The sequence below is a fragment of the Campylobacter showae CC57C genome (assembly GCF_000344295.2).
GTDB lineage: Bacteria > Campylobacterota > Campylobacteria > Campylobacterales > Campylobacteraceae > Campylobacter_A > Campylobacter_A showae_B.
This window is the reverse complement of sequence record NZ_AOTD01000096.1, coordinates 1-13511: the sequence shown is the minus strand read 5'-3', so window position 1 is coordinate 13511 and position 13511 is coordinate 1. Positions and strand designations below refer to the sequence as shown.

15 protein-coding genes and 1 tRNA gene are annotated in these 13511 nt (G+C 46.3%); 11 read left to right on the top strand and 5 right to left on the bottom strand.

The annotated features are described in order from the left end of the window. Positions 1 to 326: 326 nt before the first annotated feature. The 3 genes from H740_RS11885 to H740_RS03740 are packed head-to-tail and all read right to left on the bottom strand — an operon-like array spanning position 327 to position 2966. Complete coding sequence (locus H740_RS11885; RefSeq protein WP_002947016.1) at positions 327 to 476, bottom strand: hypothetical protein; 150 nt, start codon at positions 474 to 476, stop codon at positions 327 to 329. Positions 477 to 492: 16 nt separating this feature from the next. Beyond that, entirely contained in the window at positions 493 to 2340 is a 1848-nt protein-coding gene (locus tag H740_RS03745) for a mechanosensitive ion channel family protein (RefSeq protein WP_002951419.1), read from the bottom strand. Beyond that, positions 2337 to 2966: a carbonic anhydrase gene (locus H740_RS03740; protein WP_002951417.1), complete on the bottom strand. Its 630-nt coding sequence runs from the start codon at positions 2964 to 2966 to the stop codon at positions 2337 to 2339. The genes H740_RS03745 and H740_RS03740 overlap by 4 nt, the downstream gene beginning before the upstream one ends. Before the next feature lie 160 nt (positions 2967 to 3126). On the opposite strand from H740_RS03740, the gene H740_RS03735 reads away from it, so the two are divergent. The 9 genes from H740_RS03735 (at position 3127) to H740_RS03690 (ending at position 10611) form a co-directional block, all read left to right on the top strand. Next, positions 3127 to 3828: a Bax inhibitor-1/YccA family protein gene (locus tag H740_RS03735; RefSeq protein WP_002951414.1), complete on the top strand. Its 702-nt coding sequence runs from the start codon at positions 3127 to 3129 to the stop codon at positions 3826 to 3828. Then, positions 3821 to 4204, top strand: a complete 384-nt coding sequence (locus H740_RS03730) for a hypothetical protein (protein ID WP_002951412.1) — start codon at positions 3821 to 3823, stop codon at positions 4202 to 4204. Before H740_RS03735 ends, H740_RS03730 begins: the two co-directional genes overlap by 8 nt. Before the next feature lie 61 nt (positions 4205 to 4265). After that, the gene (gene secG / locus H740_RS03725; RefSeq protein WP_002951410.1) at positions 4266 to 4613 is read left to right on the top strand and encodes a preprotein translocase subunit SecG; all 348 of its coding nucleotides are present in this window, start codon (positions 4266 to 4268) and stop codon (positions 4611 to 4613) included. Positions 4614 to 4622: 9 nt separating this feature from the next. Continuing rightward, on the top strand, positions 4623 to 5585 hold the full coding sequence (locus H740_RS03720) for a polysaccharide deacetylase family protein (protein ID WP_002951409.1): 963 nt from the start codon (positions 4623 to 4625) through the stop codon (positions 5583 to 5585). After that, complete coding sequence (frr, locus tag H740_RS03715) at positions 5575 to 6132, top strand: ribosome recycling factor (RefSeq protein WP_002951407.1); 558 nt, start codon at positions 5575 to 5577, stop codon at positions 6130 to 6132. The genes H740_RS03720 and frr overlap by 11 nt, the downstream gene beginning before the upstream one ends. 311 nt (positions 6133 to 6443) lie before the next feature. Continuing rightward, a complete protein-coding gene (pyrE, locus tag H740_RS03710) occupies positions 6444 to 7055 on the top strand; it encodes an orotate phosphoribosyltransferase (RefSeq protein WP_002951406.1) in 612 nt (203 codons plus the stop codon). Between the two features lie 714 nt (positions 7056 to 7769). After that, on the top strand, positions 7770 to 8192 hold the full coding sequence (locus H740_RS03700; RefSeq protein WP_034957227.1) for an RDD family protein: 423 nt from the start codon (positions 7770 to 7772) through the stop codon (positions 8190 to 8192). 199 nt (positions 8193 to 8391) lie between these two features. Further along, complete coding sequence (locus H740_RS03695; RefSeq protein WP_269430619.1) at positions 8392 to 9969, top strand: type IV secretory system conjugative DNA transfer family protein; 1578 nt, start codon at positions 8392 to 8394, stop codon at positions 9967 to 9969. 168 nt (positions 9970 to 10137) lie between these two features. Further along, complete coding sequence (locus H740_RS03690; RefSeq protein ID WP_002951402.1) at positions 10138 to 10611, top strand: hypothetical protein; 474 nt, start codon at positions 10138 to 10140, stop codon at positions 10609 to 10611. Between the two features lie 186 nt (positions 10612 to 10797). Here the strand turns inward: H740_RS03690 and H740_RS03685 are convergent, their stop codons facing one another. Both H740_RS03685 and H740_RS03680 read right to left on the bottom strand, forming a co-directional pair. Then, positions 10798 to 11406, bottom strand: a complete 609-nt coding sequence (locus H740_RS03685) for a hypothetical protein (protein WP_002951401.1) — start codon at positions 11404 to 11406, stop codon at positions 10798 to 10800. 57 nt (positions 11407 to 11463) lie between these two features. Continuing rightward, positions 11464 to 12201: a hydroxymethylpyrimidine/phosphomethylpyrimidine kinase gene (locus H740_RS03680; protein ID WP_002951400.1), complete on the bottom strand. Its 738-nt coding sequence runs from the start codon at positions 12199 to 12201 to the stop codon at positions 11464 to 11466. A 141-nt stretch (positions 12202 to 12342) separates the two neighbouring features. On the opposite strand from H740_RS03680, the gene H740_RS03675 reads away from it, so the two are divergent. Both H740_RS03675 and H740_RS03670 read left to right on the top strand, forming a co-directional pair. Next, complete coding sequence (locus H740_RS03675) at positions 12343 to 13173, top strand: class I SAM-dependent methyltransferase (RefSeq protein WP_002951399.1); 831 nt, start codon at positions 12343 to 12345, stop codon at positions 13171 to 13173. Between the two features lie 175 nt (positions 13174 to 13348). Further along, a tRNA-Ser gene (locus H740_RS03670) sits at positions 13349 to 13436 on the top strand. Positions 13437 to 13511: the final 75 nt, after the last annotated feature.

Here is a 13511-nt window from a genome sequence, read left to right as displayed (position 1 = left end):
TAAGGATATAAAGCGCGAGTTTTTCGAGAAATTTATCAAAGCCGAACAAGAAAAAGGGGCGGACGTAACCAAGCTTTTAGAAGCTCTAAATAAAATCCGAAAGCTAGATATAAATGCGTAAATTGCAAGACATCAGCCGCTAAAATCATCAAAAGCGGGATAAATTTGTATATCGGCGCAAAGCCTGTTTAAATTTAACTGAGCCTACGCAAAACGGCCGTCTCGCCTTACTCAATATTTAGTCTAAATTTGATTACGAGTCAAATTTACGCTCCAAATTCGGCCCGTCGGCAAATTTACCCCGCAAAGCCGAATTTGAGCGCAAATCATATCTCGTAGCTATCCTCTTCGTCTTCGTCGCCGTATTCGTAGTCGTTCTCGTCGTAGTTATAGCTGTATTTCTCGGATCTTTCGTCGTCAAATTCGGAGTATTCTTCCTCCAAATCTTCTTCTTCGTAGTCAAATTCTTCGCTCATTTTCTCTCCTTTAAAATTATTTTTTCACTTCTTCGACGTATAGGCTCTGGCTAGGGAAGGCAAATCCAAGCCCGTTGGCCTCTACGATATTCATGATTTTTAGCATCACGTCCTCTTTGACGGCCAAAAACTCGCCCCAAACTATCGTCTTTGAAAAGCAGTACACTAGGATATTTATCGAGCTATCGGCAAACTCGTCCACGACGACGAATAAATTTGACTTATAGCCCGCTAGATCATCGATCGAAACGATACCGCGGTCGTACCTACTAGCCTTTTTAGAGCCCATATCGTCGCCCTTTGCGATGTCAGGGTGGTCGATTAGCATCTGCTTGATCTCATCGACGCACTTTTTGATCTGCTCGGTCGTGGCGCTGTACTCTAGGCCGATCAGCATCCTGATGCGCCGTCCCATCTTTCGCCTACTCCAGTTTCGGATCGGATCGCTGGCTAGCTTTGAGTTTGGTACGAATATAAGGGCGTTATCAAAGGTTCGTACGGTCGTTTTTCTAAGCCCGATCTCCACGACCGTTCCCTCGATGTCGCCGCAGACGATCCAGTCGCCTTGCGAGAACGAGTTGTCAAAGAGCAGCATGACGGAGGCAAAGAAATTCGCCAATATATCCTTAGTCGCAAGAGCTACCGCGAGGCCGCCGATACCGAGCGAGGCGATGATGGCGCTGACGTTAAAGCCCAGCTTGCTAAGCACGATAAGTAGCGCGATAACGAAGATGATGAAATAGATGATCTTTAGGATCAAATTTATCACCTCTTTGCGCCCGCTTTTTTTGGTGAGTTCGTTAATGAGCACCATGCCGTAGCCGTTTAGTACGCTAAGTATGAGCCAAGTGACGGCGATAACGAAAGTGATCGTGAGGAAATTTGCAAATTTTATCGGCATAGGAGCCGGATAATACGCGATCGAGACGCAGATATCTATCGCGTAGGCGATGAGGGTGAGCAACATCGGGCGTTTGATAATCTCGACGATGCGCCCTTTCGTCTGTCTATCCGAGTCGTGCTTGACGAAAAATTTCATTAACGCCCACAGCGTGAGCTTACTAAGTAGCGTCGTAAACGAGACGAAAAACAAAAATACTACGAATATAATCGCAGCCTTGCCAACGTTAAATTTGCTCGTAAACGAGGCCTTTTCGTTGATAAAATCTATCGCGGTTTTTAAATTTAGCTCCGAGATGATGTAGTTTGACGTGAGCAGCTCGGCGTTATCGCGCAGATAGTAGAGTATCTCTTCCAGCGTCTTTTTGTACGCTTCTAGCACGTCTAGTTCACCTTTGTGCGCTAGGGCTACTTCTTCGCTTAACGAGTCTTTAAAAGCCTTAAACTGTGCGTAAAACTCCGTCTGAAAGCTAAGCAGCGTCTTCTCGACGGCAAGTTTGACGTTTACGGCTTTGCCGCCCTCTTTAAAGATATTTTCCAAATTTAAAAGCGAGGAGTAAAATAGCTCATCAAGCCGCATACGCTCGAGCTCGAGCATATTTTTGACGTATAAATTTTGATTGCTAGAGTTTTTTAGCTTTTTGGTTTTCGTCTCTAACTCTTGCATCTCTTGTTTGAAATTTTGCACCTGCTCCTCGTCGATTTCGATTTGCATGACGAGATAGGGGATCTGCTCGATCAGTTTTTCTTTTTTTTCTAGGACCGTTCTAAAAAGTACGTTTTTATCGGCGGTTTCGTTATTTTCGGCGGACTGCGCCTTGATAACGGCGATCTGCGCGTTTGCTGCGTTGATTTGATTTTCGACGCTTTGGATGTCTGTCGCGTTTAGATCGTCGCTTGCTGTATTTGCGAGCAAATTTAAACTAAAGAAAAGTGCGAAAACGGCGGCTAAAATTTTTCTCATTTCTCGACTCCTAGCAGTTTAAAGCTCTTTGTTACGAAGTTGTAGTTGTAGATTTCGCCCGTTTCTATTATGTAGTGCCAGGCGTAAATTTTTAACTCTCCGTCTCTAAATTTAGCCTTGACGTCGGGGTAGCTCAGTAAATTTTCAAACGAATTTACAAGGCTAAGTCGCTCGGTTATCCACTCTCTTTTTGCGATATTGTCACCAAAAAGCTTTTGCACGCGCTTTTTTACGGGCTCTAGTAGATCTAGCCAGCGCTTTACGTTTGGCGTTTTGCTAAATTTAGCCTCGTCCATCCACAAAGCCGCGCAGCCGCCGCAGTTACTGTGCCCGCAGATGATGACGTTTTGTACGTTTAGCGTTTGCAAGGCGTACTCGATCGCCGAGGTCGTAGCCAAAAACTCCTCGCTTTTGCGGTATGGGGGCACGATGTTTGCGATATTTCGCACAACTACTAGGTCGCCAGGAACCGTGTTTGTTATAAGGCTAGGCACGACGCGCGAGTCGATACAGCCGACAAAAAGAGTATGCGGCGTCTGTTTCTCGCCTAGGCTTTCAAAAAGCTCCTTGTGCTCTAAAAAATCTTCTTCCATAAATTTGACGGCGCCGTCTAAAATTTCTTGCATTATATTTTCCCGATAATTTTTTAAAATATTATATCAAAAACGTTTCAAACTTCGTCAAAAAATTTTAAATTGCTTTTCGCGCGTCAAATTCAGCGATTTTTTATATTTTATTTACCTATTTTTGGCTAAATTTGCGTCAAAATTTAAAAAAGGAGAAAAAATGAGTTTATATGACAGAAACTATGCAAACTCAAGAGAGCACGAGGTTGCGAGCGAATATTCGCAAAGCGCGCTTAGCACGTTTATCAAGCAAACCTATCAGCTTTTCGCGGCTTCGCTTTTAGCCGCCAGCGTCGGAGCTTACGTCGGGCTTTATAGCTCGCTGGGAGCTACGGTAGCGGGCAACTACTGGCTATTTGTGATACTTGAGCTAGGACTTTTGGTTGGTTTAATGTTTGCTAAACGCAAGGCGGGCTTAAATTTGATCCTGCTTTTTGCCTTTACTTTCGTTAGCGGACTTACGCTTACGCCTATTTTGGGGCGCACTTTTGCGATGCCCGGAGGCGCAGCGATAGTGGCTCAGGCCTTTACGCTTACGACGGTGGCATTTGGCGGACTTAGCGTATTTGCGATGAACACCAAACGCGACTTTACCGCGATGGGCAAGATGCTTTTCATCACGCTTATCGTTTTACTAGTGGCTGCGATCATAAATATATTTTTCCACAGCCCGGTTTTACAGCTTGCGATTGCTAGCGTGGGCGCGGTTTTATTTAGCGCATATATCCTTTACGATACGCAAAATATCATCCGCGGCAACTACGAAACTCCGATCGAGGGTGCAGTCGCTCTTTATCTTGATTTCGTTAATCTATTCGTTTCTTTACTTCAAATTTTAGGCATTTTTAGTAGAGATGACTAACGAAGAGCGGCTCTACCGCGTAATAGACGCAAATTTAAACCGCTTAAAAGAAGGGCTTAGAGTCGTCGAGGACGTCAGACGTTACGGCTTTGACGCCCTAGCCCTTGCTAAAAAAATAAAAAACCTCCGCCACAAGGCAAAAATCCCGCAAAAGGAATTTATAAAATTTCGCGACGCCGCAAACGACGTGCTAAAACCGAGCCTAAAAGAGGAGCAAATTCGCCTAAATTTGGACGATTTGCAAACCGCCAATATCAAACGCGCGCAAGAAAGCGCAAGGGTTTTAGAGGAGTGTTTTAAGCTCATCGACGTCAAAATTTCCGAGATTTTTAAGACCGTGCGCTACGAACTTTATGAGATAGAAAAAGAAATTTAACCCAAATTCAAAACTTTTTTAGTATAATCGCGACTAATTTTGAAAATTTAAAAGGATTTTTATGGATTCGCTTTTTTTAGTATTGCAGTTTATTTTCGCGGTAGTTTTAACGATCGCCGTTTTGCTTCAGAAAAGCTCCTCTATCGGCCTAGGTGCGTACAGCGGTAGCAATGAAAGCCTATTTGGCGCAAAAGGACCGGCCGGATTTTTGGCTAAATTTACTTTCGTCGTGGGCGTTTTATTTATCCTAAACACCCTAGCGCTAAGCTACGTTTACAACACGCAAAGCAGCAAATCTCTAATAGATAGCGTCGATACTTCGTCGCTACCTGCAGCTCCAGAAGCAGTCGTTCCGCAAGCTCCTAATGCTCCTGCAGCCCCTGCGGCTCCGACAAGCGAGCAAAAATAAGGAGCGTCAATGAAAAAATTAGTTTCCGCGCTTGCATTGTTTGCGGCGACGCAGTTTGCGTTTGCAGACGCGCATATCTTTAACTATCATAGATTTGACGACGACAGACACCCGAGCACTAACGTCTCTATTAAAAATTTACGCGAGCAGTTTGATTATTTTAAAGAAAAAGGCTATGAGATCATCCCTCTTTCAAAGCTCGTTGACGCTATCAAAAACGGCGAGCCAGTATCTGATAACTGGGTCGTTTTAACGGTAGACGACGGCTACAAAAGCTTTTACGAAAAAGGTTTACCGGTATTTTTAGAGTACGGATATCCGTTTGCGCTGATGATCTACGTCGAGGCTACCGCGCGAAAATACGGCGACTTTATGACCTTTGAACAGATCAAAGAGATGGAAAAATACGGCGAAGTCGGCTATCACTCCTACGGTCACCTACATATGGTCGGGCTTAACGAAGAGAAACTAAAAAACGACTTTGAGGACGGCATAAGCAAATTTGAAAAAAATATGGGCTACAAGCCGCGCTATTTTGCTTATCCTTTCGGCGAATATAACGACAGGGTGCGCGATGTAGCAATTGAGCACGGTATCGAGGTAATACTGAGCCAAAACTCCGGCGCGGTCGCAGCAAATAGCGATCTGCACGAACTAGACAGGATCCCTGCGATGAACGGCACTCACCTACCGTCTGCGCTTGCAAGTAAATTTTTAAAAGCCGAGTGGATACTTCCGCAAGACTATCCAAAAGACAATAAAATCAGCGAAATCATCATTAAAACCGACGAGAATGCGACTCACGGCTACTTCTCGATGACAGGACAGGAAACAAAAAAAGTAAAGCTTGAAAATGGACAAATGACGCTTAAATTTAACAAGCCGATCGACCGCTATAAAGTGAGAATGAGCCTTAAGGTAAACGGAAAAACGACGACCAAAATTTTAGTAAAGGATATAAATGCTGAATGAAATTTACAAAAAACAAAAAGAGCATAGCGACAAGTGCATCGAGGGTCTAAAACGCGACTTTAGCACGCTTCGCACGGGCAAGGTAAATATAAGCATAGTCGATAATATTTACGTGGATTATTACGGTAGCCAGACTCCGCTAAACCAAGTCGCCACCGTACTAACGAGCGATGCTAGCACCATAAGCATCACGCCGTGGGAAAAACCGATGCTAAAAACCATCACAGCAGCGATCTCTGCGGCAAATATCGGCGTAAATCCGAACAACGACGGCGAAAGCGTGAAGCTATTTTTCCCTCCGATGACGGTCGAGCAACGCCAAGAAAACGCCAAGCACGCTAAGGCATTCGGCGAAAAGGCGAAAGTTAGCATCAGAAACATCAGAAAAGACGCCAACGACGAGGTTAAAAAGCTAGAAAAAGATAAAGCGATCACGGAAGACGAGAGCAAAAAAGGACAAGACGAAGTCCAAAAGATCACCGACAGCTACACGTCAAAGATCGACTCGTTCGTAAAAGAAAAAGAGAGCGAACTTTTAAAAGTTTAAAATTTACGTATGGCTCGTTAAATTTGACGAGCCGCTTCTTTTATAAAAACCTTCCGCTATTTCGCATTTAGCATAAATTTTAGTCCGCTTTTGCTACACCCCAAAGCGCGTTTATTTATTTCGCCCAAATTTTAAATTTATCACGCCATACTCGCTTTTACCAAAATTTATATCCAAATTTAAAATTGCTAGCCGTTTTTGCTCGGCAGAAGCTTATAATAACGCAAAATCGCAAGCGGCCAAAAGCTCAAAAAATAGTAGCTTAAGCGCGCTTAGGGTAAAATTCGCTCAAATTTTACAAAGGAAAAACGATGGATTTAGAGAAAATTTACAAGGATGCGGGCGCGTATTTGCAGGGTCATTTTTTGCTTAGTAGCGGCAACCACTCGCAGTTTTATTTGCAAAGCGCCAAAGTACTCGAGGATCCTCAGTTAGCAGGCGCTCTAGCAGACGAGCTGGCCGCCGTCATCGAAAAATCGGGCGTAGAGTTTGACAGCATCTGTTCGCCTGCTCTAGGCGGCATTTTGGCAGGTTACGAGCTAGCTCGCGCGGCAAAAAAGCGCTTCATCTTTACCGAGAGGATCGAGCGCGTGATGAGCCTAAGGCGCGGTTTTGAGGTGAGGGAGAGCGAACGATTCGTCGTCTGCGAGGACATCATCACCACGGGCGGCTCGGCGCTGGAGGCCGCGCGCGTGATCGAGAGCCTAGGCGGCAAGGTCGTGGCGTTTGCGGCGCTGGCTAATCGCGGCTTTTGCAAGGTCGCAAATTTAGAGGGCAGCGTCGCAAAACCCGGCGCTAAACTACCCGACGACAAGCCGTTTTTTGCGCTGGGCAACTTTGAGTTTGAGATTTACGAGCCTGCAAACTGTCCGCTCTGCGCCGATGGAAGCAAAGCAATAAAGCCCGGCAGCAGAGGTAACTAAATTTGTAAATTTCGCGGCTCAGCTTGATATAGCCGTGGAAATTTGGATGGATTTTGCAGGTGCCAACCAAAGCAAACCAAGTATGGATCAAATTTGACTAGGTTGTGCAATATTTTGGCGACAAATTTGACGATAAAGTAAAATCGGCCGTTGCGTTTTATAAGTCGCGATCGGAGCTGGATTAAATTTACGTTGCCGTTTTTGTGCAATTGACGGCAACCGTCAAATTTAGGCAAATTTACGCCCGCAAAAGAGTGTCCTGAAATTTATGAATTTAAAATTTAGTGCGAGATGAACGCCGTAAATTTAAAACCAGCACTTGATAAATTTTATGGAGCTGATAATAAATCAAGCGTAAGCAGGCTTGATGAAAAAATGCGCGGGGCGAAAATTATTAATCGTCGTAAACGGGCGTTCAGATAAAGACAAACAAAGGCGGCAGATATCGTAAAGATTACGCCAGGCAAAACGCATAATCTGGCAGCAAACGAAGCACCATTTACGAGCGGAGCAAGGTTGGCCGGCTAAGACGGCGCGAGCGGTGCTCAAGCGGAAAAGAGCTGTAAATTTGCCATGCCAAAGAGGCGACGCATAAAAGCAGGCGTAAATTTGCTGCAACAAAAGTAAAAGAGCATAAATTTGGGTGCTAGCGAGCAAAATTGGCACTCAAAAATCCAAAACACACGCCCGAAAATAAAAACAAAAGGAGTAAATTTGGCGAAAAAAAAAGCGCAACTAGCCGGTATCGGCGCGCGAGTAAAGGCTTTTATCGCCGATCTTTTTTTGATCGGCATGCCGATATATTACCTCACGACCTATGTTTTTTTGGACGGCAAAGACGACTTTTTACACAACCAAACCGCGATATTCGGGGCAAATCTCGCAGTCGCTCTCATATGCTGCGCCTTTTTTGCGATCAAAGCCCAAACGCCCGGCTACCGCTCGCAAAATATCTACCTCATCGACCTACGTAGCGGCCGCAAGCTCGGCTTCGCACGCGTTTTGCTCCGTTACATCTGCTTTTTGCTCGCAGGCGTTAGCGTGGTCGGACTTTGCCTCTGTTTTTTTCGCAAGGACGCGCTAAATTTGCACGATCTACTCACGCACTCGGCCGCCGTTTGCAAAAAAGCGGACTGATTTCGCCCGCTTGAGTCAAATTTGAGCCGAATTTTGCCCAAATTTGAGCCAAATTTCAGTGCAACCCACCCTGCTCCGCTAAAGCTCAAATTTGATCTAGCATTTTTGCGGTGCGGGTTTTGCAGGCTAGATTTTCATCCCGTCCCCGCGGCAAATTTAACCCACTCGCCGCCTCGTCAAATTTAAATCTTTAAACCAAATTTCGTTACAATCGCCCCCGACAAGGAAAAATATGCAAAAAATAATGGGATTTACGAGAACGCGGGAAAACGCGGAGAAAAAAGGCGCGCTGATACCTAGCGACTTTACGCACGCGGCCATCATCGGAGAGACCGGCAGCGGCAAGACGACGGCTATGATATATCCAAATTTGCTTGACCGTATGCAAAACGGCTACGCGGTGTTTGCAGTGGATTATAAAGGCGGTGAGAGCGCCAAGATCAAGGCTCTAGCGCGCAGAGCGGGCCGCCTAAAAGACGTCGTGAGCGTGGGTGCAAGGCTGGACGCGCCGATAAACCTCATCGCCTCGATGAAGCCGCGCGACTTTAAAAACTGCGTGAAAAAGCCGATGGAATCAAGGGAGAAGTTTTGGGAGGAGTTTGGCTCGAGCATCGCGACGGAGTTTTTTAAGGTTTTAAAGGCGCTTAAAATTTTCGCTAGAAAAATCGCGCCGCTAAACGACTGCTACGGGGATGCCTTTTACGCCGACGTGCGCACGCTCGCGCGGGATTTTACCTTTGACGTGGCGACGATACTGCGCCTCTCGCAAGACCTAGAAAAGATGCTCGAGTTTAAAGACGCGCTAAGCCTCATCTGCGACAATCTCGACTCCTCGACGCTAAATTTCACCCGCGAAACGATAATGATAAACCGCGCATTTATAGCAACCGCGGACGAGTTTTTAGACGCGACGAGCCGCTACAAGGACATCGGCGACGAGCGCACGAGAGATGATTTTCGCAACTACTCGATGATGATGTCGCCGTTTCTGGGCCTCATGAACGACGACTCGCTAAACGGCGACGGCGAGGGCACTGCGGGCGACGCGAGTATCGCAGGACTGCTAAATAACGGCAAGATCGTGATATTTAACGCCGCTAGCTGCGACAAAAGCGCGCTAAGCTTCCTGCTAAACAGCTTCTTGCCCGAGCTTTTAAAGCGCGTAACGATGAAGCAAAAGACGCCTATTAGCCTATTTCTCGACGAGTCGGCGAAGCTGCTGAGCGAGAACACCGAGCTAAACGAAGAGATCCTGCGCGAGTGCGAGGTGGAGCTGGTGCTGGCGTTTCAAAACGAGTTTTTACTCAAACGCGCGATCGGCGGCACGGCGTACGAGGCTCTGATGGGCAACCTTACTAACCGCTACTTTATGCGCAACAAGGACGTCGTGAGGCTGGGCGGCAGCGAGGTGGACTGCTCGACGCTGGAGAAATTCGAGTGCGTACTGGACGGCGACAAGATCGCGCTGGAGCCGATTTTCATCGATGAGGCGGAGTGCCTGCAAGCGCAGCTAGAGTTTGAGCGCGAGAACCGCCTGCACGAGCGACTTCTGGGCAAAATTTACGAAAACCGCGTGATAGAGTTTGACGAGGAGATCGTGGACGACGGTAAAATCTGGGTGCGCGACGTGGATACTGGCGAGCGCGAATGCATATTTTTCAGCGACGAGGTGCTGGATATCCGCCCGCAAGATATCTATAAACGCCCGCCAAATACCGGCGGCTACAACATCTCGCTCGAAGACGGCACGGACGACGCTCAGATAAGCTTTAGGTAAATCTGATGGCGACTAAGCGGGAGTGCGGGTTAAATTTGAGCGCAAATTTGGGTCAAATTTGAAAACCGGCGTAAATTTAAACGGCAGTGCAACTTGACGATTTTAACCGCTCGCCGTTTGCATAAAACTAGGCTGGATAAATTTAAAATTTGGCTTTAGGCGGAGGATATGAACGAAAGTATAGGCAAAGAAAATAAAGAGCCGGAGCTACTTTACAGGCTAGGCAAACGAAATCCGCTCATGGTGCTGATCGACTTTATCTCGTACAGCTTTTTCCTGCTCGTACCCGCCTTGCCTACTGCGATATATTACGACGGCTGGATGCGCATACTTGGGATTTTGGGCTCCGCACTTTTGATCTGGCTGCTATACTCGGTGATATTTTTTAACTACGTTGAAATTTATAGAGACAAGATTGTTATAGATAGATTCATATTTGGAAATCAGATTATAAAACCAGAAAATATAATCCACTGTCGCACCCTTGAACGCGCTTTTTTACCGGCGCACGTAGAAATAGCGCAAAGGACGCAACATCGTATAGTCAAGATGACCATAATAGCAGGCCTCACGCACAAACAAGCAGACGAGATAGAAAGGCAAATAAATCTTATAATACCTTTGGAAAAAACCGATAAATAATAAGAAGCATAAAGGTTAAATTTGCCGCCGTTATCCGTATCCAAATTTAACGAGTAGGCCGAGAAATCAGCTCATCGGTAGTCAAATTTAACAAAACCGCCCGTAAATTTATCTCTCCTCGTTTCGGATCAAATTTAACCGTCAAACCAACCCCGAATTTAGAGCATAAATCTAAAAATTAGATTTTTATCTACGTTTTATATTTTTGCCGTCTTTGTTTACGCACATAAAATCTACGGTAGCCCCACCGTCATAAATCAAAGCTACGCCGTCTAAATGAAATCTATCGTCGCAACCCGCCTCTTTGTCGCCTCGCAGTATCTCGTCCGAAGCGTCGTCAAAAATCTCATAATAAGCACCCCCAAAGCCCTCATTGCGATAATAAATCGTAGTCTTGCGCTCGCCTCCAAACGCCTCGTTGCCCCAGATTCTTACGCCTATGACGTTTGCGCTTTTTAGTTTGGCTTTTAGTTCGCCGAAGGTCTGTGCATCCCAGCCCAGTATCCGCAGTGGTTCCTGCACGCTCGTTCGCTCATCTACGCGGATGAAGCTCGCAGTTTGGTTCTTATCGGCACTCACGGCGCTAAACGTCTCAACCCGGGCTCCGTCCAAGCGCAGGTCAAACCAAACTCCGCGAGGCCTAATCTCGCGCGCAAAATCACGCAATGCTAAAATCTCGATACGATTTTTTTCGTAGTTTCGCGCTAACTCCCGTCCGTCGTATAAATTTAAGTAGACGGCCATCGCCGCGATTAGAAAAATAATAATAAAAGACGTTTTGTGGCTTATACTCATAAATCCTCGCAAATTCTTTTATTGTTAGTCTAATTTACGGCGTCAAGCACGCTAAATTTAAAATTTAACCCCGTGATTTAGCAGTTTTCTCACACCTAGATTCGTGTCGATGCCGGTGATTATGGCGTTGTAGATGTACTCTTTGCCTTGCTGGATGGCGCTTTCTAGGCTTTCGCCGCGAGCGAGCAGGCAGGCTAGCGAGCTAGAAAACGTGCAGCCAGCGCCGATGATAACCAGCGGGTCGGCTAGCGGCGTCTCGAAGTTTTGGACGCTGCCGTCCTTGCGGTAGAGCGTGTCGATGCTCTTGCCCGCGACGATGTGTTTTTTCACGATCACGTCGCACGGCAGATTCGTAAAATCATCGCCAAAAAGCACGTCGGCTTCGCGCAAATTTGGCGTCGTGACGGCGGCAAATTTCATCAGCTCTTTTAGCCTCTCGATGGCGCTATCTTTGATGAGTTTGTGCCCCATTTTCGAGACGCAGACGGGATCTAGCACCACGGGGGCGGAGTTTTTTTCTAAAAAGCTCTGTACGACGTCCATGATGGGTTCGTTAAAGAGCATGCCGATTTTGACGGCATCGAAGCTGAACTCCGCCGCGAGCATCTCGAGCTGATCGGCGATAAAGGACGGATCTAGCGATACGATATTTTTGATCTTGTCCGTGTTTTCGGCCGTTAGCGCCGTGACCGCCGTCGCGCTATAGCAGCCAAAGTGCGCGCACGCCTTGATGTCGGCTTGCAACCCCGCGCCGCCGTTGCTGCACGAGCCTGCGATGATGAGGATTTTTTTCATTTTTTGCCTTTTTTTGTTTTTAAAGCCGTATTATAAACGACATTGCATTAACGGCGCGTTAAACGCTAAATTTTATAAAATTTTAAAGCCGTTTGCACTACAATTTATATAAAGATTATCAAAATAAAAAGGAAAAACCGTATGGAAAAGATCGAATTTGAGGGTACGGTCTCCGAGACGCTGCTCATAAATTTATACTTTAGAAGCAAGGAAAACCAAGAAACGACGCCTATACTAAAGGACGAGTTTTCGGGAGACATCGTGAGCAAGATAGATTATGATTTCGCCAAATTTGACCGCTCGACGCTAAGTAGGGTCGGCACGGTGATACGAGCGAGGTTTTTTGACGACTGCATACTTAAATTTACCCGCGAGCACCCGACCGCCGTCATTGTTCAAGTAGGCGCCGGGCTTGATACTAGGCCTCTTAGGCTAGCTCCACTCTGCCCCGAGGCGACCTTTTACGACCTTGATTTGCCTGACGTCATCGCCCTTCGCGATAAGCTCGTGCAAAAAGCGCCGCAAAACTACAGCCTAGCGTGCTCGATGCTAGAAACCGCGTGGATGGACGAGCTAGCGAGAAAACACGCGGGCGCGAAGTTCGTTTTCGTGCTAGAGGGCGTGGCGATGTATTTTGAAAAGGCGGTGTTTCGGGAGTTCGTGCTAAATTTGAGCGAGAGATTCGAGGGGCTTTTGCTCACCGATTTGATAAATAAATTTGCCGCAAAATCAAACACGCGCAAGCACGACGTGCTCAAATTTATGAAAGGAGACGTGAAATTTAAGATGAGCGTAGAGGGTTCGGACGAGGTCGAGGCATGGGACAAAGAGCGCATCAAGTGCCTAGAAATCGGCACCATGACAAATATGTACAAACACCGCTGGGGGCTTATCGCGCGTATGCTTAGTCACATAAAACCGTTTCGCGAGGCGTGCAGGATGTTTGTTTTCGCTCTGGGCAAGCGCGGGTAAATTCGCTCAAATTTAAGGTAAATTTGGCGGCAAATTTGACGGTTTTGCACCCTAACCCGCACCTTTATGACGCTAAAACCCTTATGCGTGCTCAAATTTGACGCCTCCATCAAACGCAATCAAACTCAAATATAAGTTTGCGCTTATTAAATTTTAGCTATAATCCAGGCTTCATAGATGGGTGTCCGAGCGGTTGAAGGAGCACGCCTGGAACGCGTGTAAAGTGCAAGCTTTCGAGGGTTCGAATCCCTTCCCATCTGCCATAATCTTATAAAACTTAACCCAAAAAATTTTCCACAAATTTAACGCAAGAACAAAAAATGATAAAGATAAAACAC